We start from the raw sequence: 22,924 nt of genomic DNA on the forward strand, positions 1-22,924 counted from the left end.
AAACACGGTATTGTGCGGGGCAGACAGGCCTGGTCAGGTGGCCAGTTCCTTCAGCACCGACGAGATGGCCTCGAGTTTACCATCGGTTGTGTTCTCTTTCAGCCGTACGCTGAAGGTATTGGCGCCTTCCAGGCGATAGACATCCGGTGCCTGTTGAACCTTCTGTACCATCTTGAGCGGATCCACGGGTGTGGCATTGCCGAATTCCAGCTTCAGCCAGTCGCGACCGGCATCCACCTTGATGATGCCCAGTGCTTCCGCCCGAATCCGCAGGCTGGTCTGGTGTATCAGGTTTTTTGCCGGCTGGGGAAGCAGTCCGAAGCGGTCGATCATCTCCACCTGCAACTCCTTCAGCTCTTCCTCGTTTTTCACGCTGGCAATGCGTTTGTACAGCATCAGGCGGTTGTGCACGTCGGGCAGGTAATCGTCGGGAATCAATGCCGGAATGCGCAGGTTCATTTCGGTACCGTGGCTGAGGGGCAGGTCGGCATTGGGCGTGCGCCCGTCACGAATGGCCTGCACGGCTTCTTCCAGCAGCTGCATGTAAAGGGTAAAGCCGATACTTTCAATCTGGCCGCTCTGTTCGTCGCCCAGCAGTTCGCCGGCGCCGCGGATCTCCAGGTCATGGGTGGCCAGCATGAAGCCGGCGCCCAGTTCCTGGGCTTCGGCAATGGCATCCAGCCGTTTGCGGGCATCGGGGGTCATTGCCTTGGGCGGCGGCGTGAGCAAGTAGGCATAGGCCTGGTGGTGGGAGCGGCCAACCCGGCCCCGCAGCTGGTGTAGCTGGGCCAGACCGAATTTGTCCGCCCGTTCAATGATGATGGTATTGGCGCTGGGAATGTCGATGCCGGTCTCGATGATGGTGGTACACACCAGCACGTTGAAACGCTTGTGATAGAAGTCCGACATGATCTGTTCCAGGTCCCGCTCCCGCATCTGGCCGTGGGCCACGCCGATGCGGGCTTCCGGGATAAGATTGCGCAGGTCTTCGGCGGTCTTCTGGATGGTGGCCACGTCGTTGTGCAGGAAATAGACCTGACCGCCGCGCAGGATTTCCCGCAGGATGGCCTCCTTCGCCATGGCCGTATCCTTCTGGCGCACGAAGGTCTTCACCGACAGGCGCCGGGCTGGCGGTGTGGCGATGATCGACAGGTCCCGCAGGTGACCCATGGCCATGTTGAGTGTGCGGGGGATGGGGGTGGCCGTGAGCGTAAGCATGTCCACTTCCGCCCGCAGCGCCTTGAACTTTTCCTTCTGGTTGACGCCGAAGCGGTGCTCCTCGTCGATAATCACCAGCCCCAGGTTGTTGAAGCGGATATCGCCCTGCAACAGTTTGTGGGTGCCGATCACGATATCGGCCTTGCCTTCCTCGATTCTCTCGATGGCCTTGCGGGTTTCCCCGCTGCTGCGGAAGCGGGACAGCAGTTCCACCGTGACCGGCGTTTCGGAGAACCTGTCGCGGAAAGATTCATAGTGCTGCTGAGCCAGCAGGGTGGTGGGCACCAGCACCGCCACCTGCTTGCCGGACCAGGTGGCGATAAAGGCGGCACGCATGGCCACTTCGGTCTTGCCGAAGCCGACGTCGCCGCAGACCAGGCGGTCCATGGGGCGTTCACCGGTCATGTCCTCGATGACTCTTTCGATGGCCGCCTGCTGGTCCGGCGTTTCCTCGAAGGGGAAGCCGGCAGCAAAGTGGCGATAGGCCTCTTTCGGGTCATCAAACTGGAAGCCCTTGCGGGCCTCCCGCCGGGCATAGACATCGAGCAGTTCCGCAGCGGTGTCGCGGATTTTTTCCAGGGCTTTCTGTTTGGCGTTGCTCCAGCGTTCGGTGCCCAGCTTGTGCAGTGGCGCGTGCTCGGTATCCGAGCCGGTGTAGCGGCTGATCAGGTGCAGGTTGGACACCGGCACGTAGAGCTTTGAGCCGCCAGCGTACTCAAGGGTCAGAAATTCCGAGGGATCGCCGTCCACGGTGATGGTGTCCAGGCCCCGGTAACGGCCTACGCCGTGGTCGATATGGACGACCGGGGCGCCGACCCGCAGTTCCGACAGGTCCCGGTAGCCGGAGTCGTCCACTTCGGTGGGTTTCTCCCGGCGACGGCGCTGCAGCACGCGCTCACCGAACAGCAGGGTCTCGGTGATCAGCGCCAGCCCCTCGCGGGGCAGCAGCAGGCCGGGCTCGAGCGGTGCCACGGTAATGGCCAGGTTGACGTCGTCGGTCAGGAAGGCGGACCAGTCATCCACCGGCTCCACTTTCAGGCGGTTCTCGGCCAGGTTGTCCTTAAGGGCTTCTCGGCGGCCGGAGGACTCGGCGCAGATCAACACACGGCCGTCGAATTCGCTGATGAACTGTCGCAGCCGGGCCGCCGGATCACTGGCCCGGCCATCCATGGCCACATTGGGCAGAGGCTGCGAGCCCAGCGAGGTGATGCCCTGGCCGGAACGGGTGGTCTCGCCCGCTACCAGGGTGACGCGCGGGCGCTGACGCAGCAGGCCGAACAGTTCGTCGGTCTTCAGGAAAAGTTCCGCCGGCGGCACGATGGGGCGCATACGGTCGTGGCGACGCTCTTCGTAGCGATTGGCGGTATCCTGCTGGAACAGGTCCACGGCTTCTTCCAGGCCATCGGCAGTGAACACCAGGGTGTCGCCGGGCAGATAGTCGAACAGGGTCGCGCTCTGGTCAAAGAACAGGGGCAGGTAATACTCAATACCCGCCGGCGTAATGCCCTGGGTCACATCCTGGTAGACCGGCGCGTTGCGGTCGGCGTTGGGGAAATACTCGAACCAGCGGTTGCGGAAACCGGAGCGTGCTTCCTTGCTCCAGGGGAATTCGTAGGCCGGCAGCAGTTCCACCCGGTCGATACGCTCCAGTGAGCGCTGGGTCTCCGGGTCGAAGGTGCGCAGGGTTTCGATTTCCGTGTCGAACAGGTCGATACGGTAGGGCTGGCTGGCGCCCATGGGGAAGATATCGATGATGGCCCCGCGCACGGCATATTCGCCATGTTCGTACACGTTCTCGGTATGGCGATAGCCGGCGGACTCCAGCTGCAGCCGCCATTGCTCCGGCTCGAGGGTCTGCCCGGTTTCCAGCAGCAGGGTATTGCCCTGCAGATACTCCACCGGTGGCAGTCGGTGCATCAGGGTGCGCGCCGGTACGATCAGAATGCCGCGAGTGGTGCGTGGCAGGCGGTGCAGGGTGCGGATGCGCCGTGAGACAATGTCCTGGTGTGGCGAGAAAAGGTCGTAGGGGAGCGTCTCCCAGTCCGGCAGGGATAGCAGTTCCAGGCCATCGCTGGAGACCGAGGTGGCATCTTCTTCCGGTGGCAGGCCCAGATAGAAGCGGACCGCCTGCTCCAGGCGGATCGCTTCATCGGTACTGCGGGTGATCACCAGCGTCAGGCCATCGGTGACCCGGGCGGTTTCGGTGATCGCCAGGGCATCGGCACTGCCATGGAGCTGGTCCCAGATGCGATGGTCGGCCGCCCTCACGGGGGGCGCGGGAACAAAGTCGGAAAGGGCGGTATGCTCGGTGCCGGATGTCATCAGACGGATCAGCTCCTGCGTTGGCGCGGGTCGGTGGTGGTCGGATCATGAACTGAACGTAAGTTCTGCACCCGTTTTCCGGGGTGGCGACCGGTTCGGAAAGGACAGTATTCTAGCGATGACAGCCTGAACTGTCATGGCAGTGCCGGCAAACCGGGACCTCTGTCAGTACCAGGCGAAGGATTGCCGTCGCCGTGTACCTATCAGGAGGGAGTTGTTTAGCGGCCCCTTAAATTGGATAATACGCACCCATCTTTTCGAGTGCCAACTGCAGAGGTTCAAGCGTGAGTCACGAACAGATCAACCAGTACCTGTCCAACTGGACCGAGCGGGAATCCACCGCTGAAGCCATGATCCCACTGATCGGTCGCCTTCACCGCAAGAATAACGTGGTTACTTCCGTGTATGGCCGGGCCATCATCAACCGGTCGGTGATCGGTATTATTCGCGCCCATCGCTTCGTTCGTCAGGTGGAAGACAGCGAGCTGTCTGTTCACGACACCCTGCCGGTGCTGGAGGCGATGGACAGGCTGGAGCTGGGCCAGGCGCACGTGGATATCGGCAAGATGGCGGTGAAGTTCAAGGCTGAAGGTGATGGCCGTTCGCTGGAAGACTTCCTTCGTGAGGAGATTGGCCCGGTGGTCGGTCAGCATCACGCCGACTGCGAGAAGAATGCGGTCGAGGACACCAAGGATGTGGTGCTCTATGGTTTCGGCCGCATCGGTCGTCTGCTGGCCCGCATCCTGATCGAGAAGGCCGGCGGCGGCAACAATCTGCGCCTGCGCGCTATCGTGGTTCGTCAGGGCGGTGCTGACAATGATCTGGAAAAGCGCGCCAGCCTGCTGCGTCGGGACTCTGTGCATGGCCCGTTCAATGGCACCATTACCGTCGATGAAGAAAATTCCGCGCTGATTGCCAACGGTAACTTTATCAAGGTGATCTACTCCGATGGCCCTGACAAGGTGGACTACACCCAGTACGGCATCAACAACGCGATCGTGGTCGACAACACCGGCATCTGGCGTGACGAGGACGGTCTTGGTCTGCATCTGAAGTCGAGGGGTGTCAGCCGGGTCATGCTGACAGCCCCCGGCAAGGGCGACATCAAGAATGTTGTCTATGGCATCAACAACGACAGCATTACCGACGATGATCGCATCCTGTCCGCGGCGAGCTGTACCACGAACGCCATCACCCCGGTCCTCAAGGCCATTCACGACGAATTCACCATTGTCGACGGCCACGTGGAAACCGTTCACTCCTACACCAACGATCAGAACCTGATCGACAACTACCACAAGGGTAGCCGTCGTGGCCGCAGCGCGCCGCTGAATATGGTTATCACCGAGACAGGCGCCGCCAAGGCCGTGGCCAAGGCACTGCCGGAACTGAAGGGCAAGCTCAGCGGCAATGCCATCCGTGTGCCTACTCCCAATGTGTCCATGGCCATCCTGCACCTGAATCTTGATAAAGACGTCACCGTGGACAGTGCCAACGACTACCTGCGGGAAATGGCGCTGCATTCCGAGCTGCAGAAGCAGATCGATTTCGTCAACTCACCGGAAGTGGTCTCCTCCGACTTCGTGGGTTCCCGCCACGCCGGTGTGGTGGATGCCCAGGCCACCATTGCCAATGGCAAGCGACTGATTCTCTACGTGTGGTATGACAACGAGTTTGGTTACAGCGCCCAGGTAGTCCGTTGCGTGAACCAGATGGCGGGTATCACCTATCCGATTTTCCCGAAGCGCTCCCGGGAATGGGCCCGGGCACTCGCCGACTGAGCCGTGCCCCGGCCGAGAACCCCGGCAGCCTGAAGGCTGCCGGGGTTTTTTGATGGTGTGGCAGAGGCCGCTGACCCCCGCCATAACGGTTTTCCACCACCAGACAGGGTGATTGGTAACTTACCCCGCCAAGGTTACCGGTAGAAATAGGTTGCCTTAATCTCTATAATTGGCGCGATTTTGGGTGCGTCTTGTACCTGCTTCTCAACGCTTTCCTGAAAACCGGTCGCCCCTGTGTGCAACGGGGCACGGTCAACCTTCATCCGGGCTGCGCAAGCACCCCTTGAAATCTCGGGAAACGAGGGCCGCGGGTCGGGCGTGATCAATCCTGCAAACAGTTCCTGATGAACGGACGAGGCTAATGATCAACATCAAAAAAGGCCTGGATCTTCCCATCAGCGGCGCCCCTGACCAGTCCATCTCAGAAGGCAAGCCGGTACGCCACGTTGCGCTGATCGGTTTTGATTACAACGGCATGAAGCCGACGATGGAAGTGAAAGAAGGGGACCGCGTCAAGCGCGGCTCGCTGCTGTTTACGGACAAGAAGATCGAAGGCGTTCGCTATACCTCACCGGCCGCCGGTGTTGTCAAAGAAATCAACCGCGGTGAGCGGCGGGTTTTCCAGTCACTGGTCATCGAAATCGACGGTGACGATGCTGAAACCTTTGCCCGCTACAGCGAGGCCGACTTGGGCTCACTGGAGCGTCAGCAGGTTGTGGATAACCTGCTGGAATCCGGTCTCTGGACTGCCTTCCGCACGCGGCCCTTCAGCAAGGTGCCGGCAATCGACACGGCGCCCAACTCGATTTTTGTTTCGGTGATGGATACCAATCCGCTGGCGGCGGACCCGGTAGTGATTATCAGGGAGCAGGGCGAAGCCTTCAGCAAGGGCCTGAAGATCCTGTCCAGGCTGACCAGCGGCAAGGTGTTCGTTACTGGCAGGCCCGGGTCCGATGTGCCCGTTCCCGAGTCGGATGCCGTTCAGGTCGAGCAGTTCGACGGCGTACACCCCGCTGGCAACGTTGGAACTCACATCCACTATCTGGACCCGGTCTCCATGGGCAAGACGGTATGGAGTATCGGTTACCAGGACGTGATTGCCATTGCCAAACTGTTTGAAACCGGCGAATTACCCGTGGACCGTGTTGTGGCCATTGGTGGCCCCAAGGCCTCCAGTCCCCGGCTGGTCCGTACCCGTATCGGCGCCAGCCTGGGCGAGTTGCTGAAAGACGAAGTAGCCACCGATTGCGAGTTGCGTACCATTTCCGGCTCGGTGTTCGGCGGTCGTCGCGGTGACGGCCCCTGTGCCTATCTGGGGCGTTTCGATAATCAGATCTCGGTACTGGAAGAAGGCTACAAGCGACAGTTCATGGGCTGGTTGTCCCCGGGGACCAACAAGTTCTCGGTGTTGAACATCTACCTGTCCAGCCTGATGGGCCGCAAGAAGTTCGACTTCACCACAACCACCAACGGCAGTGAGCGGGCCATGGTTCCGGTGGGCGCCTACGAAAAGGTCATGCCACTGGATATCCTGCCGACACAGCTGCTGCGATCATTGATTGTGGGTGACACTGAAGTGGCACAGAAGCTGGGCGCACTGGAGCTGGATGAAGAGGATCTGGCGCTGTGCACCTTCGTGTGTCCGGGCAAATACGAGTATGGTCCGATTCTCCGTGAGAACCTGACCCGTATCGAGATCGAGGGCTAACCGATGGCAATCCGACAGTTACTCGATGGCATCGAGCATCATTTTGAAAAAGGTGGCAAGTACGAGCGCTGGTACGCACTGTACGAAGCGGTCGACACCATCTTCTATACGCCGCCGAGCGTAACCTCCACCACTTCCCATGTTCGTGACGGCGTTGATCTGAAACGCATCATGATCACCGTGTGGTTGTGCACCTTCCCGGCGATGTTCTTCGGCATGTGGAATATCGGCTTCCAGGCCAACAGTTACCTGGCCCAGAATCCGGACGCCATGATCGCCGACGGCGGCCTGCGAACCGCCTTTATCCAGGCGCTGGCGGCTACCGGGGCGGGGGCCGGGCTGTGGGACAACTTCGTCTACGGTTTGGCCTATTTCGTTCCCATTTATGCCGTCACCTTTATTGTGGGTGGCTTCTGGGAAGTGCTGTTCGCCACCGTGCGTCGTCACGAGGTAAACGAGGGTTTCTTCGTGACCTCGGTGCTGTTTGCGCTGATCTGCCCGCCAACCATCCCGCTGTGGCAGGTGGCCCTGGGCATCACCTTCGGTGTGGTGATCGGCAAGGAGGTGTTTGGCGGCACTGGCAAGAACTTCCTGAACCCGGCCCTGACCGGTCGTGCGTTCCTGTACTTCGCCTATCCGGCGCAGATTTCCGGTGACACGGTTTGGACCGCGGTGGACGGTTTCAGTGGTGCAACGGCCCTGAGCTGGGCCGCCTCCGGTGGCCTTGACGCACTGGAGCAGAATATTGGCTGGATGAATGCGTTCATCGGGAATATTCAGGGCTCCATGGGTGAAACCTCCACCCTGGCGGTGCTGATCGGCGGGCTGATCCTGCTGGCCATGAAGATTGCCTCCTGGCGTATTGTCGGCGGGGTGATGATCGGTATGATTGCCACAGCGTTGCTGTTCAATGTCCTGGGTTCCGAAACCAATCCGTTCTTCGGCGTTGGCCCCCACTGGCACCTGGTGATGGGTGGTTTCGCCTTCGGCATGATGTTCATGGCGACAGATCCGGTATCGGCCGCCATGACCAACACCGGTCGCTGGTGTTTCGGTATTCTGGTCGGCGTAATGACGGTACTGATTCGTGTCGTCAATCCGGCCTTTCCCGAAGGCATCATGCTGGCCATTCTGTTCGCCAACCTGTTTGCACCACTGATGGATCACTACGTGGTTCAGGCCAACATCAAACGGAGGCTTGCCCGTGGCTAAACCCAAAGAAACCGTCACTAGAACCCTGATGGTGGCGCTGGTACTGAGTATCGTGTTCTCGGTTGTTGTGTCCACTGCTGCGGTACTGCTGCGCCCGGCGCAGATCCAGAACCAGAACCTGGATATCAAGACCAACATCCTGGCAGCGGCTGGTATGCTTGAGCCAGGTGCAAGTGTTGACGACATTGAAGAGACATTCGCACGCTTTGACGTACAGCTGGTTGATCTGGACACTGGCGAATATGTGGAGCCTTCCGCCGTGGGCGTGCAGGACCCCATGAAGTACGATATGTACAAGGCCGCGTCGGATCCCGAGATGTCCACCAATATTCCCGCCAAGGAAGACAAGGCCGGCATCAAGCGTCGCCCGGATGTCGCCAAGATCTACACCCTGCGTGACAATGGCGAACTGACGCGCGTGGTGTTGCCGGTTCATGGCTATGGCCTGTGGTCGACCCTGTATGGGTTCGTGTCACTGGAAGGTGATCTGAACACCATCGAAGGTCTTGGCTTCTATGCCCATGCGGAAACCCCGGGACTGGGTGGTGAAGTGGACAACCCCCGCTGGAAGCAGCAGTGGGTTGGCAAGGAGCTGTACAACGAGGACAAGTCCGAGCCACAGATCCGCCTGGTCAAGGGCGGGGTCAGCTCTGATGCCAGTGACCGGGAACACAAGGTAGATGCACTGTCCGGGGCAACCCTGACCAGCCGTGGTGTCGAACAGTTGGTCAACTACTGGATGGGTGACCGCGGTTTCGCGCCGTTCCTGCAAAAACTTCGTCAAGGGGAGGTCTGATCATGGCAGGCGCTTCAGCCAAACAGGTTCTCTTCGAACCGATTTTCAGTAACAACCCGATCGCGCTGCAGATCCTCGGTATCTGCTCCGCTCTGGCGGTAACCACCAGCCTCTCCGTGACTGTCGTCATGTGTCTGGCGGTTATCGCGGTTACCGCTTTCTCGAACCTGGCGGTGTCGCTGGTGCGGACCCAGATTCCCGGCAGCATCCGGATCATCGTGCAGATGACCATTATTGCATCGCTGGTTATCGTGGTGGACCAGATTCTCAAGGCCTACGCCTACGAGATCTCCAAACAGCTGTCAGTGTTCGTTGGTCTGATCATCACCAACTGCATCGTGATGGGCCGGGCGGAAGGTTTCGCCATGAACAATACGCCGTGGCTCAGCTTCCTGGACGGTATCGGCAACGGCCTTGGCTATTCGGTCATGCTGCTGTTCGTGGCGTTCTTCCGGGAATTGATCGGTGCTGGCTCGCTGTTCGGTTTCACGCTGCTGCCGACGGTCAACGAAGGTGGCTGGTATGTGCCTAACGGCCTGCTGCTGCTGCCGCCGAGTGCGTTCTTCATCATCGGTCTGGCGATCTGGGGGCTGCGCGCCTGGAAGCCGGAGCAGGTAGAAGAGCCCGACTTCAAGATGTCCCGCCACAAAGTCAAGGAGGCCTTCTGATGGAACACTATATCAGTCTGATTCTGAAGGCCATCTTCGTCGAGAACATGGCGCTGGCCTTCTTCCTGGGGATGTGTACCTTCCTGGCCATCTCGAAGAAGATCGAGGCCGCCATCGGTCTGGGTATCGCTGTGGTGGTGGTGCTGACGGTCACCGTACCGGTGAACAACCTGCTGTATAACACCATCCTGCGTGAAGGCGCCCTGGAGTGGGCCGGTCTGCCCAACGTGGACCTGAGCTTCCTGGGGCTGCTGACCTACATCGGGGTGATCGCCGCCATCGTACAGATCATGGAAATGGTGCTGGACAAGTATATTCCGGCCCTTTACGCCGCGCTGGGTGTGTTCCTGCCGCTGATCACGGTGAACTGCGCCATTCTGGGCGCGTCACTGTTCATGGTCGAGCGTGACTACACCTTTGGTGAGAGTCTGGTTTACGGCTTCGGTGCCGGTGTGGGCTGGGCCCTGGCAATTGTTGCATTGGCCGGCATCCGCGAGAAGCTGAAGTACAGTGACGTTCCGGAAGGCCTGCGCGGCCTGGGCATCACCTTTATTTCGGTGGGCCTGATGTCCCTGGGCTTCATGTCCTTCTCCGGCATTTCCCTGTAAACAACCCGGTGATTCGGTTAAACGAAAAGGCGAGACCATGAATACAGAAATCATTCTCGGCGTGGTCATGTTCACCGTTATCGTTCTGGCGCTGGTGGCGATCATCCTCGCGGCCCGTTCCAGGCTGGTAAGCACCGGTGATGTGACCATTGAGATCAACGATGACCCCGAGCATACCCTGACAACCAGTGCCGGTGGCAAGCTGCTGGGTACCCTGGCCAACAGTGGCATATTCCTGTCCTCCGCCTGTGGCGGCGGCGGTACCTGCGCCCAGTGCAAGTGCAAGGTGTTTGAAGGTGGTGGCGCCATGGTGCCCACCGAGAAAACCCACTTCACTCCGCGGGAAGAAAAAGAAGGCTGGCGCCTGTCCTGTCAGGTTCCGGTCAAGCAGGACATGAAGATCGAGGTGCCGGAAGAGTTCTTCGGTGTGAAGAAGTGGGAATGCGAAGTGGTGTCAAACCACAACGTGGCCACCTTCATCAAGGAGTTGGTACTGAAACTGCCGGAAGGGGAAGAAGTGGACTTCCGCGCCGGCGGTTACGTGCAGCTTGAGTGCCCGCCCTACGAGATCGACTTCAAGGATTTCGACATCGAGGAGGAGTTCCACGAAGACTGGGACAAGCACAATATCTGGCGCTACAAGGCGATTAACAAGGAAGAGACCATCCGCGCCTACTCCATGGCCAACTATCCGGAAGAGAAGGGGGTTCTCAAGTTCAACATCCGGATAGCCACACCACCTCCGGGAACCGACCATAATCCGGGTATCATGTCGTCCTATGTGTTCAACCTGAAGCCGGGTGACAAGGTGACCGTGATGGGGCCGTTCGGTGAGTTCTTCGCCAAGAAAACCGATGCTGAAATGATCTTCATTGGTGGTGGCGCCGGCATGGCACCGATGCGTTCTCACATTTTCGACCAGCTCAAGCGCCTGCAGAGCGATCGCAAGATCAGCTTCTGGTATGGCGCTCGCAGTGTCCGCGAGATGTTCTACGTGGAAGACTTCGACATGCTGGCCGAGGAAAACGACAACTTCGAATGGCATGTGGCCCTGTCTGATGCACTGCCGGAAGACAACTGGGAAGGTCCGACCGGGTTCATTCATAACGTGCTGTACGAAAAGTACCTGAAGGACCATCCGGCTCCGGAGGACTGTGAGTACTACATGTGTGGACCGCCCATCATGAACGCCTCCTGCATCAAGATGCTCAAGGATCTTGGTGTGGAAGATGAAAACATCATGCTGGACGACTTCGGGGGTTAAAGAACTCTGATGACATCCGGCATGCCCCAACCCGTCAGGGTGGTCCTGGCCAGCATCTTCTGGATGCTGGCCGTGGCTGCTCTGGCGGGTTGTTCGTTTGAGCCCGAGGAAAAGATCTGGGAGATTTCCGGGGGCATTTTCGGCACCACGTACCATATTAACGTCGTATTGACCGAAGACAGGGAAACCCTGGAAGATCTGTCCCAAGGTATCGAGAAAACCCTCGAGTCGGTGGATGGGGCCATGTCTACCTGGCGTGAAGACTCGGAGCTGAGCCGGTTCAACCAGCAGCAGGACCAGAGTGAATGGACCCCGGTGTCGGCGGAACTGTTCGAGGTGCTCGAGGCTGCACAGGCCGTGGCGGAACAGTCCGGCGGTGCCTTTGATATCACTATCGGCCCGGTGGTGAACCTCTGGGGCTTTGGTCCGGACGGGCGCCCGGAACAGGTTCCCGGGGATGATGAGTTGGCGCAGCGCCTGTCACGGACCGGTTTCCGCTTCCTGGAGCTGGATGCCGGGCGCCAGGCTATCCGTGCCCGGCGCCCCCAGTATCTGGATCTGTCAGGCATTGCCAAGGGCTATGCTGTGGATGCGGTGGCCCGATACCTGGAACAGCAGGGGGTAGACCGCTACCTGGTGGAGATTGGTGGCGAGGTTCGCGTCAAAGGCCGCAAGCCCGATGGCTCGGCCTGGCGTCTGGCGGTTGAGGAGCCGGTGGAGCAGGCTCGCCAGGTGAATCGCGTCATCGCCATGGACCGCAACAGCATGGCCACTTCCGGCGACTATCGTAACTATTACGAATCGAATGGACAGCGTTATTCCCATACCATAGACCCATCCACGGGTCGCCCGGTCGGGCATCGGCTGGCTTCAGTGACGGTGATAGCCGGTTCGTCCATGCTGGCCGATGCGTGGGCCACGGCATTCACCGTGTTAGGCTATGAACAGGGCTATCGCCTGGCCCTGCAGAAAAATCTGGCGGTGTATTTCATTGTGCGTGAAGGGGACGGGTTTGAAACCTATCATACCCCCGCCTTCGCCACCTATCTGATTGAGTGATTGGAGGTTGTCATGGGTACCTTTCTGCTGGTGCTGGTCATTGTTGGCTTGCTGGTAGCGGCCATGTCCGTGGGCGTGATCTTCGGGGGCAAACCCATCACCGGTTCCTGCGGCGGTCTGGGTGCCGCAGGCATTACCGGGCCCTGCGAAATCTGCGGCGGTGACACCAGCAAATGTGAGGAGAGTGGCGAGGCCAGCGAGCCCACCGCTCGTGACCTGTCCTACGACGCCTCGGCGGCCGGTGAGCGCCACCGCGGATAATTCCGGGGCCGTTCAGACCAGAGAAACAGTATCAATACTCCCGGCAGCCGATACGGTGTCTGCCGGGAGTTTACCTTTTTACCATGAAATGAGGAGTCACAGTCTTGATGGCAGAACATCATTACGACGTCGTGGTCATTGGCGCGGGGCCGTCGGGCGAAGGCGCGGCCATGAATGCCACCAAGCATGGCAAGCGCGTTGCGATCATTGAAGACAAGCCCACGGTCGGCGGCAACTGTACCCACTGGGGTACCATTCCCTCCAAGGCTCTCAGGCACTCCGTCAAGCAGATCATCACCTTCAACACCAACCAGATGTTCCGGGATATCGGCGAACCTCGCTGGTTTTCCTTCCCCCGGGTTCTGCAGAACGCCCAGAAGGTCATCGAAAAGCAGGTGACGCTGCGTACCCAGTTCTATTCCCGCAATCGTGTGGATCTGATCAATGGCCGCGCCTTTTTCCTGGACAAGAACCGCCTGGAGGTCAGGGGCCACAAGACATCCGAAGTGCTTAACTTCAAGCAGGCGGTTGTTGCCACGGGCTCACGACCCTATATGCCGCCGGATGTGAACTTCCGTCATCGCCGCATCTACAATAGCGACACCATTCTCAACCTGTCCCATACGCCACGTACCTTGATTATCTATGGCGCGGGGGTGATCGGCTCTGAGTACGCGTCGATATTCGCCGGGCTGGGCGTGAAGGTGGATCTGATCAATCCGGGCAGCCGCCTGCTGTCGTTCCTCGACGATGAAATCTCCGATGCGCTGAGTTATCACCTGCGCAATACCGGCGTTCTGGTCCGTCACAATGAGGAGTACGAGTCGGTTGACGGCGATGATCATGGCGTGGTGCTGTCCCTGAAATCCGGCAAGAAGATCCGGGCGGACGCCTTCCTCTGGTGTAACGGCCGGGCCGGCAATACCGACAATCTGGGGCTTGAGAACGTTGAGCTTGAACCCAATAATCGTGGCCAACTGCAGGTGGATGACCATTACCGTACCGCAGTGCCCAATATCTACGCCGCCGGTGATGTGATCGGCTGGCCGAGCCTCGCCAGCGCCGCCTATGACCAGGGGCGCTCGGTGTCGTCGGATATTGTCCAGGACGAATACTTCCGATTCGTTTCGGATGTGCCCACGGGCATCTATACCATTCCGGAAATCAGTTCGGTGGGCCCCACCGAAAGAGAACTGACCGAAAAGAAAGTGCCTTACGAGGTCGGGCAGGCGTTCTTCAAGGACCTGGCCCGGGCCCAGATTACCGGCGAGAAAGTGGGCATGCTGAAGATTCTGTTCCACCGGGAAACCCGTGAGATCCTCGGCATTCACTGTTTCGGTGATCAGGCGGCGGAAATCGTCCACATCGGCCAGGCCATCATGAACCAGGAAGGGGAGGCAAACTCCCTGAACTATTTTATCAACACCACCTTCAATTACCCCACCATGGCAGAAGCCTACCGGGTGGCGGCCCTGAACGGTCTCAATCGTATCTTCTAGGGGTTGTGGCCGGCGCCATCTCCGGGGCCGGTCCATGATCTATACTGCAGTGCCCTGGCCCTGGAGGGTTTCAGACGAGTGCGGCAATTTTACCGTGCGGTTGTCGAAATAGATGCGAGTGCTGGTGGGATAATCGGTAATAATGCTGTTCACCCCCATATCCTCCATGGCCAGCATGTCGTGAATGCGGTTCACCGTCCATACCGACACCTGCATGTCCAGCCGTTGTGCCTGGCGGACCATTTCCGGCGAGCAGATACGCCAGCTCGGCACCAGATAACTGCAATTCAGTCGTCGGGCAGTGGCGACGGGTCGCGGGAAGCGACGGCCAGCGACATATCCGGTGTGGATTTTGCGGTTGCGTCGTTTGATCTGCTGCAGGAACCAGGCGTCCGATGAGGTCACCGCCACGGTTTCGAACAGGCGCCGACGCTGGATCAGTTCGGTGAGCCGGTTGCACAGAACGTTCAGCCGGCCACGGGCGTCGGGTTTGACCTCCAGCTGGTAATGCAGCACGTCCGGGCAGGCGTTGAGGACCTGTTCCAGCGCGGGAACGCCGGTAGTTTCCGGCCAGGGGGCCGTGTTCTGGCGGGCGTCCATGGCGGCCAGACCGGCGGCGGTAAAGCTGGCTACCTTGCCCTGCTGCTCCGTGGTCCTGTCCACCGTGGTGTCGTGTATTACCACGGGTACACCGTCGGAAGACAGGTGGACGTCCAGTTCAAAGTGGCGGATGCCATGGCGGTAGGCGGTCTCGAATCCCGCCAGAGTATTCTCCGGGGCTTCGCCCCGGGCGCCGCGATGACCATAGATGATCATGTTGTTGCTGTTACTCCCGTCTTGCGGTAGATCTCCTGACGTTTTTTCCAGAGCTGGTGGCACTGATTGACGTCTTCAAGGTAGGCGGGCAGTTCCTCCATCAGCAGGGCCTGGGGACCGTCCACAAGCGCTTTTTCCGGTCGCGGGTGGAAGTCCACCAGTACCATGTTGGCACCGGCTACCACGCCCTGGGCGGTGGCATGCATGACATCCGGGATGCCATCCGGGGCCGCGTCACGACTGCCCACCGAATGGGATGGGTCGATGCAGACCGGCATCCTGGTGAGCCGTTTGACCGTGGGCACATGGGCAAAATCCACCATGTTCCGGTGCGGACTGCCGGCGTCGGTCTTCATGCCCCGCAGGCAGAACACCACGTTGGCGTTGCCTTCGCTGGCCAGGTATTCGGCGGCGTTCAGGGACTCGTTCAGTGTTATGCCGAAGCCGCGCTTGAGCAGCACCGGGTAGGTCTTCTGGCGACCAATGGCCTTGAGCAACTCAAAGTTCTGGGTGTTGCGGGTGCCCACCTGCAACATGACACCGGTAGGCCGGCCCAGCTTTTCCAGGCACTCGTCGATTTCCTCGATGTGGCTTTCGTGAGTGATCTCCATGGCGATCACCCGGATATCATGCTTGCCGGCAGTCTCGAACACCCAGGGCAGGCAGCTTTTGCCATGGCCCTGAAAGGAATAGGGGTTGGTGCGGGGCTTGTAGGCGCCCATGCGGGTGCAATGCTGGCCGTGCGCGGCCAACTCCCGCATCATGATGTCAACGTGCTCCTGGTTATCCACCGCGCACAGGCCGGCAAACAGGTTGAGGTTGTTCTGGCTGAATTCCACACCGTTGTAGGTAAAGCCGGATTGACGCTGGTCATCCCGGTGGCGGCCCAGGATCCGGTAGTCATCGGAAATGCGGATTACCCGTTCAACGGCGGGCAGGGCTTCAATCTCGTCCTTGTCCAGACTCTTGGTATCGCCCAGCAGGTAGAGTTCGGTGAGACGCTGAACCGCGCCTTCCACTTCGTGAACCTTGACTGACACGCCGGGCAGATGCTCAAGAAAGTGAAGAGTCTGGCGATAGGCGTCACTGTCCAGTGGCGTGTCCGGATGAAGAATGGCGAGCATGGAATGTCTCCTGGGGCTTGGTTCAGCGGGGTTGCTCGGCCCGGTGCCGTGCCTGCATGTATTCCCGGTGATGAAGGTGAAGCAGGTCCGCCAGCCGGCGAATCAGTTGCTCCTCGTACTTGTCGATACGGCCGTCGGCCAGGGCCACCCGCCAGATGCTTTCCAGCACGGCCTGTTTGGACTGGTGGCTCAGCTGTTCATTGAGCACGCCGGTGAACTCGTACAGCGAGGTGGAGTCGTCGGCGTGGTTCAGGGCATCGTCGAGGATCGCGCGGGCTTCATCGTGGGTCACTTCATGCACGCGAACGGCGCAATCCACGATGGTGTTCAGTTCCCGTTCGTCCTCGTCGCTATCAACCCGGGACAGCTGCACCATTAATGCGGTGGCGGCGACGGCCAGCTGGTGGCTATCCGGGTCCGGGGAACCGCCGGCCGTTCCGGTATCCGGAAACAGCAACTGGCGTAGGCGGTCTATCATGGTCGGTCATCCTTCTTCTCAGGCCACGCTGGCCAGCCGGCTCACCCGTTTTTCCAGCTCGATCTGGTCCGCGGCAAAGCGACGGATGCCTTCGGCCAGTTTCTCGGTGGCCATGGCGTCCTCGTTGGATTCCCAGCGGAACAGGCGCTCATCCATGGCGGTGGGCCGGTCCTGGCTGGTGGCGGTTTCGGGGGACAGCTTGCGGGGCAGGTCGCCGGTGCTTTCCTTCAGTTCCTGCAGCAGGGCAGGGCTGATGGTCAGCCGGTCACAGCCGGCAAGCTGCTCGATTTCACCGATGTTACGGAAACTGGCGCCCATCACCACGGTGTCATAGTTATGGGTCTTATAGTAATTGTAGATCCGGCTCACTGACTGAACGCCGGGGTCTTCCTCTGGCGCGAAGGCATCCCGGTCACTGTGGGCCAGGTGCCAGTCGAGGATGCGGCCCACGAAAGGCGAAATCAGGAAGGCACCGGCATCGGCACAGGCAGCAGCCTGAGTGAACGAGAACAGCAGCGTCAGATTGCACCGGATGCCGTCCTTTTCCAGCTGTTCGGCGGCGCGGATGCCTTCCCAGGTGGAGGCGATCTTGATCAATACCCGGCTGGTGTCGACACCCATCTGGTCGTACAGATCGATGAGTCGCCGGGCTTTGTCCACGGTGGCGGCGGTATCAAAAGACAGGCGCGCGTCCACTTCGGTGGATACTACCCCGGGAATCAGATCCAGGATCTGCTTGCCGGCGGTTACCGCCAGAACGTCCGTGGCCCAGGCCAGCTGCTCCTGGTCGCTGCCGCCCTGGCGACTGGCGTAATTCACCGCCTGATCGAGCATGGGACGATAAGCCTCCGATGCCGCAGCCTTGAGCAGCAGGGAAGGATTGGTGGTGGCGTCCTCGGGGCGCCATTCTGTGATGGCTTCCAGGTCGCCGGTATCGGCCACTACGGTGGTCATGGACTTCAGTTGTTCAAGCTTGCTGGTCATGGTTCCTGTTCCTTGTGTCGTTCGGGATGCTTCCTGGCGCTGATGAGCCGTGCATACGGATACGATAACCGGCTGTCAGGGCAGGAACAAGACAGGAAAAGCTTACCGGCCCGTCAGATAACGGCTTCCCGGGCAGGGGAGGGGGCCGGTTGGTGTACTTTCGCCAGGGCGTCCAGTACCACTTCGATACCACTGCCAGGGCGGTGGGCGTTCTCGCTGATGTGGCGGCGGAACTGACGACCCCCGGGCTGTCCATGGAACAGCCCCATGATGTGCCGGGTGATATTGCTGAGGTAAACGCCCCGCTCGAGCTCTTCTTCGATAAACGGCAGCATCGCCCGCAGGGCCTCGTGACGGGAGGTGATCGGGTCCGGCTCGCCGAAGAACTCGCTGTCCACGCCGGCCAGCAGCCAGGGGTTGTGGTACGCCTCACGGCCCAGCATCACGCCGTCGGTGTGTTGCAGGTGTTGATGGCACTCAGCGAAGGACTTGATGCCACCATTGATGATGATTTCCAGCTCCGGGTAACGGGCTTTCAGGTCATACACCCACGGGTAGTTGAGCGGCGGAATATCACGGTTTTCCTTGGGGCTGAGGCCCTCAAGCACGGCAATACGCGCGTGGACGATAAAGGTCCGGCAGCCCGCCGCAGCCACGGTTTCGATAAAGTGGTACAGGTCCTCCCGGGATTCACGGCCATCAATACCAATGCGGTGCTTGACGGTCACCGGCAGGGATGTGGCCGCGATCATCGCCCGCACACCGTCAGCCACCTTGTCGGGATGCTCCATCAGGCAGGCGCCGATCATGTTGTTCTGCACCCGGTCGCTGGGGCAGCCCACGTTCAGGTTGACCTCGTCAAAGCCATACGCCTCCGCCAGGCGGGCACAATGGGCCAGCTCTTCCGGGTTGCTGCCGCCCAGCTGCAATGCCAACGGATATTCCGCCGGGTGATGGCGCAGGAAGCGGGCGGTATCGCCATGAATCAGCGCCCCGGTGGTGACCATTTCCGTGTACAGCAGGGCACGACGGCTGAGCAGCCGCGCCAGATAGCGGAAATGGGGCGTGGTCCAGTCCATCATGGGGGCGACGGAGAACCGGCGCGACAGGGGAGGAGTCTGGCTTTGCTGGGTTACGGACATGAATCGGAGTCTGCAGCCTGAAGGAATTTGAACGCTATTCTACCTGATGGTGCCGCCTGGGCTGTAGCGGAATGCCGAGAAGGGGCGGCAGCCTTTGCTCCTGTCCCTATTTTCTGGAAAAATAGCCACCTCATATTTCGGGCGCCGCTGATGACACAGAAGACCCTGCTTTCATTACGAAATCTCGGCAAGAGCTTCTCCGGCAAGAATGTGCTGGATTCCCTGGATCTGGACATTGGCGACGGGGAGTTCATCACCCTGTTGGGGCCCTCCGGTTGTGGCAAGACCACGTTGCTGCGCCTGCTGGCCGGCTTCGAAATTCCGGATAGCGGAAACATCGAGCTGGCTGGTAGCGATATCACCCACCTGCCGCCGGAACAGCGCCCGCTGAACACCGTGTTCCAGAACTACGCCCTGTTTCCCCATATGTCGGTGTACGACAACGTCGCCTATGGCCTGAAGATGGAGAAGCGTCCGAAGGAGGAGATCCGTCAGCGGGTAGACGATGTGCTCGCCATGGTGCAGTTGGGGGATTTTGCCGGTCGCAAGCCACACCAGTTATCCGGCGGCCAGCAACAGCGGGTGGCCATTGCCCGGGCTGTGATCAAGCGACCAAAACTGCTTCTGCTCGATGAGCCGTTGTCCGCTCTCGATTTCAAGCTCCGTCGCACCATGCAGATTGAACTCAAGCGTCTGCAGCGGGAGCTGGGCATCACCTTTGTGTTCGTGACCCACGATCAGGAAGAGGCCCTGTCCATGTCGGACCGCGTTGTGGTGCTGATGAACGGGCAGATTCAGCAGAAGGGGACGCCGCGGGAGATCTACGAGCGCCCCGCCAACCTGTTCACCGCCCGCTTTGTGGGCGAGACCAACCTGTTCCCCGGCACCCTGGAGCAGGTGGGTGACCAGCAGATTACCGTCAATGTCTCCGGTTATCGTCGGTCCATGCCCTGTCCCCGGTTCCCGGTGTCGAACGGGCAGTCAGTCCATGTGCTGCTGAGACCCGAGGATATCCGGGTGCTGGAGCCGGATGCCGACCACGGCTTCCCCGGCAAGGTGGTGGAGCGCAACTACAAGGGCAGCACGCTGGATTCGGTCATTCACCTGGAGGACGGCACCGAGGTGCTGGCCAGCGAATTCTTCGACGAGGAAGACCCCACCTTCGACTACCAGTTGGGTGAGCCTGTCCGTGTCAGCTGGGTAGACGGCTGGGAATGGTTGTTGCCCAAGGAGCCCGACGCCGTTGATGAAACACAGGCGGCGGATGTTTAGGGGGTTGCGGCAGCCCTTCCGCACCGGGGTTCTGGTGCTGGTCTGGGGCTGGCTTCTGGCCCTGGTGCTGGTGCCGAACCTGCTCGTGATCGCCGCCAGTTTCCTGACCCGGGACCCGGGCACCTTCATCTCGCTGCCGGTAACACTCGAGAATTACCGCAGCCTGATGGATCCGCTGTATCTGGAAGTGTTCCTTCACTCCCTTTATATGGCCTCGGTGACTACCCTGGTCTGCCTGCTGATCGGTTATCCGTTTGCCTGGGCGTTATCCCGCGTGGGCAAGGAGCGCCAACTGTTGCTGATTTTCCTGCTGATCGTGCCGTTCTGGACGAATTCACTGGTGCGCACCTATGCCCTCAAACTGCTGATGGCCACCAACGGCCTGATCAATAATGGCCTGATGGCCCTGGGCGTCATCGACGAGCCCATGCGGATGCTCTACACCGAGGGTGCGGTGATCGTCGGTCTGGTATACCTGCTGCTGCCCTTCATGATCCTGCCGTTGTATTCCGTCTTTGATGACCTGCGCCAGGAACTGCTGCTGGCCTCCCATGATCTGGGGGCGGGGCGGTTCAGTACCTTTATCCATGTGGTGGTTCCGCTGACCCTGCCGGGGATTCTCGCGGGCGTGATGCTGGTGCTGCTGCCGGCCATGGGCCTGTTTTTCGTTCCGGATATCCTGGGTGGCTCCCGCAATCTGCTGGTGGGCAACGTAATCAAGAATCAGTTCCTGGACGCCCGCGACTGGCCCTTCGGCGCCGCGGCAGCGATCCTGCTGACCCTGGCCATGGCACTGTTGCTGTTCACCCACCGGCTCAGCCAGCGGCGGTTGGGTGAGGGTGGCGACCTATGACCCGCTGGCTGCCACAGGCCTATCTGAGCCTGGTCTACCTGGCGTTGTACATTCCCATCGCCGTACTGGTGGTGTTCTCCTTCAATGATGGCCGCACCGGCTACCGATGGGGCGGCTTCAGCCTGCGCTGGTACGAGGCCCTGTTCAACAACAGTGCCATGATGCAGGCGTTGTGGAACTCCCTGTGGCTGGCCGTTTCCGCCGCCACCCTGTCGACCCTGATCGGGTCGCTGACAGCCCTGGCGCTGCATCGCTACCGGTTCCGGGGCAAGAGAGCTCTCAGGGGCATGCTGTTCGTGGTGATGATGTCGCCGGAGATCGTGCTGGCCATCTCCCTGCTGGCGCTGTTCCTGCTGGTGGGCATCGAGTTGGGTTATGTCTCCCTGCTGCTGGCTCATGTCACCTTCTGCCTGCCCTTTGTGGTGATTACCGTGATGGCCCGGCTGAGCGGTTTCGACGACAGGCTGCCGGAGGCGGCCCGTGATCTGGGGGCGACGGATTTCATCATGACCCGTACCGTGTTGCTGCCGGTGATCATGCCGGCTCTGCTGGCGGGCTGGCTGCTGGGGTTCACCCTGAGCCTGGACGATGTGGTGGTGAGCACCTTTGTCAGCGGGCCCGGATATGAAATTCTGCCCTTGCGCATCTATTCTATGGTGCGTGTTGGCCTGAAACCGGAAGTGAACGCATTGGGTACGCTGCTGCTGGTGTTCTCACTGCTGATGCTTTTGATGTCTCAATGGATTCTTGCGAGGAGCAAACGATGAAGAAGCTGGTGTTGGTCGGTATGACCGCGGTTGTCCTGACCGGTTGCAGTGATCAGGAAGACGAGCAGGTGCTGAACCTGTACAACTGGTCCGAGTACATGCCCCAGGAAGTGCTCGATCGGTTCGAGGAAGAAACCGGCATCGAGGTGGTCTACACCACCTACGACAGCAACGAGGCCATGTACGCCCGCCTCAAGCTGCTGGACGACAGTAGCCAGTATGATCTGGCGGTACCATCGACCTATTACGTCAACAAGATGCGCAAGGAAGATCTGTTGATGGAGATCGACCACAGCCAGATCGAAGGCTTTGACAGGCTGGACCCGGAACTGGTCAATCAGAGCTTTGACGAGAACAACGCCTATTCGGTGCCTTACCTGTGGGGCACCACCGGCCTGGCCATCGACACCGACACGGTGGATCCTTCGGCGGTAAACGGCTGGGCTGACCTGTGGGATGAGCAGTACGAAGGCCAGGTGATGCTGACCAATGACATGCGTGAAGTCTTCCACGTGGGGCTGAGTGTACTGGGCTATTCCGGCAACACCCGTGATCCGCAGGAAATCGAGGAAGCCTATGAGAAGCTCAGTGAGCTGATGCCCTCGGTGCGTACCTTCAACTCCGATGCGCCGCGCATGCCGTACCTGGAAGGAGAAACCGACATCGGCATGATCTGGAACGGCGAGGCAGTGATGGGCAAGGAGGATATGCCTTCACTGGAGTACATCTACCCGGAGGAGGGCGTGATTGTCTGGCTGGACAGTTTTGTCATCCCCAAAAACGCGGCCAACCCGGAAGCCGCACACCAGTTCATCAGCTTTGTGCTGCAACCGGAAATCTCGGCCCTGATCAGTGAGAACATCGGCTACGCCACCCCCAACCTGGCGGCCCGTGACATGCTGCCGGAGGAAGTCGCCGATAACCGCGCCAGTTACCCCACCAGCGAGGACATGGAGAACGCCGAGTTCCAGGAAGACGTGGGCGATGAAGCCATGCAGGTGTACAACCGTTACTGGGAGCAGCTGAAGACGGGGCGCTGAGCCCGTGCCCCCCGGTGTCCCGCCTTTCGGGAGCCAATTAACCAGGCGGGAC

General features: G+C 60.0%; 20 protein-coding genes. 14 read left to right on the forward strand and 6 right to left on the reverse strand.

What is annotated here, in order from left to right; all coding sequences use genetic code 11:
* Positions 1 to 33: 33 nt before the first annotated feature.
* On the reverse strand, positions 34 to 3,540 hold the full coding sequence (gene mfd / locus IE079_RS04150) for a transcription-repair coupling factor (RefSeq protein WP_189573332.1): 3,507 nt from the start codon (positions 3,538 to 3,540) through the stop codon (positions 34 to 36).
* Positions 3,541 to 3,890: 350 nt separating this feature from the next.
* Between mfd and IE079_RS04155 the strand changes: the two genes are divergently transcribed.
* From IE079_RS04155 to sthA, 10 genes are all read left to right on the forward strand, one after another.
* Entirely contained in the window at positions 3,891 to 5,321 is a 1,431-nt protein-coding gene (locus tag IE079_RS04155) for a glyceraldehyde-3-phosphate dehydrogenase (protein WP_373296182.1), read from the forward strand.
* A 361-nt stretch (positions 5,322 to 5,682) separates the two neighbouring features.
* Entirely contained in the window at positions 5,683 to 7,029 is a 1,347-nt protein-coding gene (locus IE079_RS04160; protein WP_189573336.1) for a Na(+)-translocating NADH-quinone reductase subunit A, read from the forward strand.
* Positions 7,030 to 7,032: 3 nt separating this feature from the next.
* Positions 7,033 to 8,241, forward strand: coding sequence for an NADH:ubiquinone reductase (Na(+)-transporting) subunit B (locus IE079_RS04165; RefSeq protein ID WP_189573338.1), 1,209 nt, complete (start codon positions 7,033 to 7,035; stop codon positions 8,239 to 8,241).
* A complete protein-coding gene (locus IE079_RS04170) occupies positions 8,234 to 9,037 on the forward strand; it encodes a Na(+)-translocating NADH-quinone reductase subunit C (protein WP_189573340.1) in 804 nt (267 codons plus the stop codon). Before IE079_RS04165 ends, IE079_RS04170 begins: the two co-directional genes overlap by 8 nt.
* A 2-nt stretch (positions 9,038 to 9,039) precedes the next feature.
* Positions 9,040 to 9,705 carry an NADH:ubiquinone reductase (Na(+)-transporting) subunit D gene (locus IE079_RS04175; protein WP_189573342.1) on the forward strand — a complete coding sequence of 222 codons (666 nt, stop codon included), beginning with the start codon at positions 9,040 to 9,042 and terminating at the stop codon, positions 9,703 to 9,705.
* A complete protein-coding gene (gene nqrE / locus IE079_RS04180; RefSeq protein WP_189573344.1) occupies positions 9,705 to 10,313 on the forward strand; it encodes an NADH:ubiquinone reductase (Na(+)-transporting) subunit E in 609 nt (202 codons plus the stop codon). The genes IE079_RS04175 and nqrE overlap by 1 nt, the downstream gene beginning before the upstream one ends.
* 37 nt (positions 10,314 to 10,350) lie before the next feature.
* Positions 10,351 to 11,577, forward strand: coding sequence for an NADH:ubiquinone reductase (Na(+)-transporting) subunit F (nqrF, locus tag IE079_RS04185; protein WP_189573347.1), 1,227 nt, complete (start codon positions 10,351 to 10,353; stop codon positions 11,575 to 11,577).
* 21 nt (positions 11,578 to 11,598) lie between these two features.
* Positions 11,599 to 12,636: an FAD:protein FMN transferase gene (locus tag IE079_RS04190; RefSeq protein ID WP_227712311.1), complete on the forward strand. Its 1,038-nt coding sequence runs from the start codon at positions 11,599 to 11,601 to the stop codon at positions 12,634 to 12,636.
* 12 nt (positions 12,637 to 12,648) lie between these two features.
* Positions 12,649 to 12,897 carry a (Na+)-NQR maturation NqrM gene (gene nqrM / locus IE079_RS04195; RefSeq protein WP_189573353.1) on the forward strand — a complete coding sequence of 83 codons (249 nt, stop codon included), beginning with the start codon at positions 12,649 to 12,651 and terminating at the stop codon, positions 12,895 to 12,897.
* A gap of 107 nt (positions 12,898 to 13,004) precedes the next feature.
* Positions 13,005 to 14,396: a Si-specific NAD(P)(+) transhydrogenase gene (gene sthA, locus IE079_RS04200; RefSeq protein ID WP_189573356.1), complete on the forward strand. Its 1,392-nt coding sequence runs from the start codon at positions 13,005 to 13,007 to the stop codon at positions 14,394 to 14,396.
* A 39-nt stretch (positions 14,397 to 14,435) separates the two neighbouring features.
* On the opposite strand, the gene IE079_RS04205 is transcribed toward sthA, so the two are convergent.
* The 5 genes from IE079_RS04205 to dusA form a co-directional block, all read right to left on the reverse strand.
* A complete protein-coding gene (locus tag IE079_RS04205) occupies positions 14,436 to 15,212 on the reverse strand; it encodes a glycerophosphodiester phosphodiesterase (protein WP_189573359.1) in 777 nt (258 codons plus the stop codon).
* Positions 15,209 to 16,336: a 3-deoxy-7-phosphoheptulonate synthase gene (locus IE079_RS04210; RefSeq protein ID WP_189573362.1), complete on the reverse strand. Its 1,128-nt coding sequence runs from the start codon at positions 16,334 to 16,336 to the stop codon at positions 15,209 to 15,211. The genes IE079_RS04205 and IE079_RS04210 overlap by 4 nt, the downstream gene beginning before the upstream one ends.
* 22 nt (positions 16,337 to 16,358) lie before the next feature.
* Positions 16,359 to 16,814: a tellurite resistance TerB family protein gene (locus IE079_RS04215; RefSeq protein WP_189573365.1), complete on the reverse strand. Its 456-nt coding sequence runs from the start codon at positions 16,812 to 16,814 to the stop codon at positions 16,359 to 16,361.
* 18 nt (positions 16,815 to 16,832) lie between these two features.
* Entirely contained in the window at positions 16,833 to 17,798 is a 966-nt protein-coding gene (tal, locus tag IE079_RS04220; RefSeq protein WP_189573369.1) for a transaldolase, read from the reverse strand.
* A 113-nt stretch (positions 17,799 to 17,911) separates the two neighbouring features.
* A complete protein-coding gene (dusA, locus tag IE079_RS04225) occupies positions 17,912 to 18,940 on the reverse strand; it encodes a tRNA dihydrouridine(20/20a) synthase DusA (protein ID WP_189573373.1) in 1,029 nt (342 codons plus the stop codon).
* Positions 18,941 to 19,090: 150 nt separating this feature from the next.
* On the opposite strand from dusA, the gene potA reads away from it, so the two are divergent.
* The 4 genes from potA to IE079_RS04245 are packed head-to-tail and all read left to right on the forward strand — an operon-like array spanning position 19,091 to position 22,872.
* Positions 19,091 to 20,212, forward strand: coding sequence for a spermidine/putrescine ABC transporter ATP-binding protein PotA (potA, locus tag IE079_RS04230; RefSeq protein ID WP_189573376.1), 1,122 nt, complete (start codon positions 19,091 to 19,093; stop codon positions 20,210 to 20,212).
* The gene (potB, locus tag IE079_RS04235) at positions 20,187 to 21,065 is read left to right on the forward strand and encodes a spermidine/putrescine ABC transporter permease PotB (protein ID WP_227712312.1); all 879 of its coding nucleotides are present in this window, start codon (positions 20,187 to 20,189) and stop codon (positions 21,063 to 21,065) included. The genes potA and potB overlap by 26 nt, the downstream gene beginning before the upstream one ends.
* Positions 21,062 to 21,832 (forward strand): spermidine/putrescine ABC transporter permease PotC, encoded by a 771-nt coding sequence (gene potC / locus IE079_RS04240; RefSeq protein ID WP_189573377.1) that lies wholly within the window; start codon positions 21,062 to 21,064, stop codon positions 21,830 to 21,832. The genes potB and potC overlap by 4 nt, the downstream gene beginning before the upstream one ends.
* Positions 21,829 to 22,872, forward strand: coding sequence for an extracellular solute-binding protein (locus IE079_RS04245; RefSeq protein WP_189573378.1), 1,044 nt, complete (start codon positions 21,829 to 21,831; stop codon positions 22,870 to 22,872). The genes potC and IE079_RS04245 overlap by 4 nt, the downstream gene beginning before the upstream one ends.
* The last annotated feature ends 52 nt before the right edge of the window (positions 22,873 to 22,924 follow it).

Origin of the sequence: Marinobacter zhanjiangensis (assembly GCF_014651935.1) — a bacterium.
GTDB lineage: Bacteria > Pseudomonadota > Gammaproteobacteria > Pseudomonadales > Oleiphilaceae > Marinobacter > Marinobacter zhanjiangensis.

What these genes read in the sequence shown, in the direction of transcription:
- IE079_RS04160 (WP_189573336.1), top strand. Translation starts at nt 5,683, where the DNA reads ATGATCAACATCAAAAAAGGCCTGGATCTTCCCATCAGCGGCGCCCCT.
- IE079_RS04245 (WP_189573378.1), top strand. Translation starts at nt 21,829, where the DNA reads ATGAAGAAGCTGGTGTTGGTCGGTATGACCGCGGTTGTCCTGACCGGT.
- potC (WP_189573377.1), top strand. Translation starts at nt 21,062, where the DNA reads ATGACCCGCTGGCTGCCACAGGCCTATCTGAGCCTGGTCTACCTGGCG.
- potA (WP_189573376.1), top strand. Translation starts at nt 19,091, where the DNA reads ATGACACAGAAGACCCTGCTTTCATTACGAAATCTCGGCAAGAGCTTC.
- IE079_RS04165 (WP_189573338.1), top strand. Translation starts at nt 7,033, where the DNA reads ATGGCAATCCGACAGTTACTCGATGGCATCGAGCATCATTTTGAAAAA.
- IE079_RS04210 (WP_189573362.1), bottom strand. Translation starts at nt 16,336, where the DNA reads ATGCTCGCCATTCTTCATCCGGACACGCCACTGGACAGTGACGCCTAT.
- potB (WP_227712312.1), top strand. Translation starts at nt 20,187, where the DNA reads ATGAAACACAGGCGGCGGATGTTTAGGGGGTTGCGGCAGCCCTTCCGC.
- IE079_RS04175 (WP_189573342.1), top strand. Translation starts at nt 9,040, where the DNA reads ATGGCAGGCGCTTCAGCCAAACAGGTTCTCTTCGAACCGATTTTCAGT.
- nqrF (WP_189573347.1), top strand. Translation starts at nt 10,351, where the DNA reads ATGAATACAGAAATCATTCTCGGCGTGGTCATGTTCACCGTTATCGTT.
- IE079_RS04190 (WP_227712311.1), top strand. Translation starts at nt 11,599, where the DNA reads ATGCCCCAACCCGTCAGGGTGGTCCTGGCCAGCATCTTCTGGATGCTG.
- IE079_RS04215 (WP_189573365.1), bottom strand. Translation starts at nt 16,814, where the DNA reads ATGATAGACCGCCTACGCCAGTTGCTGTTTCCGGATACCGGAACGGCC.
- IE079_RS04155 (WP_373296182.1), top strand. Translation starts at nt 3,891, where the DNA reads ATGATCCCACTGATCGGTCGCCTTCACCGCAAGAATAACGTGGTTACT.
- IE079_RS04205 (WP_189573359.1), bottom strand. Translation starts at nt 15,212, where the DNA reads ATGATCATCTATGGTCATCGCGGCGCCCGGGGCGAAGCCCCGGAGAAT.
- tal (WP_189573369.1), bottom strand. Translation starts at nt 17,798, where the DNA reads ATGACCAGCAAGCTTGAACAACTGAAGTCCATGACCACCGTAGTGGCC.
- dusA (WP_189573373.1), bottom strand. Translation starts at nt 18,940, where the DNA reads ATGTCCGTAACCCAGCAAAGCCAGACTCCTCCCCTGTCGCGCCGGTTC.
- nqrM (WP_189573353.1), top strand. Translation starts at nt 12,649, where the DNA reads ATGGGTACCTTTCTGCTGGTGCTGGTCATTGTTGGCTTGCTGGTAGCG.
- mfd (WP_189573332.1), bottom strand. Translation starts at nt 3,540, where the DNA reads ATGACATCCGGCACCGAGCATACCGCCCTTTCCGACTTTGTTCCCGCG.
- sthA (WP_189573356.1), top strand. Translation starts at nt 13,005, where the DNA reads ATGGCAGAACATCATTACGACGTCGTGGTCATTGGCGCGGGGCCGTCG.
- nqrE (WP_189573344.1), top strand. Translation starts at nt 9,705, where the DNA reads ATGGAACACTATATCAGTCTGATTCTGAAGGCCATCTTCGTCGAGAAC.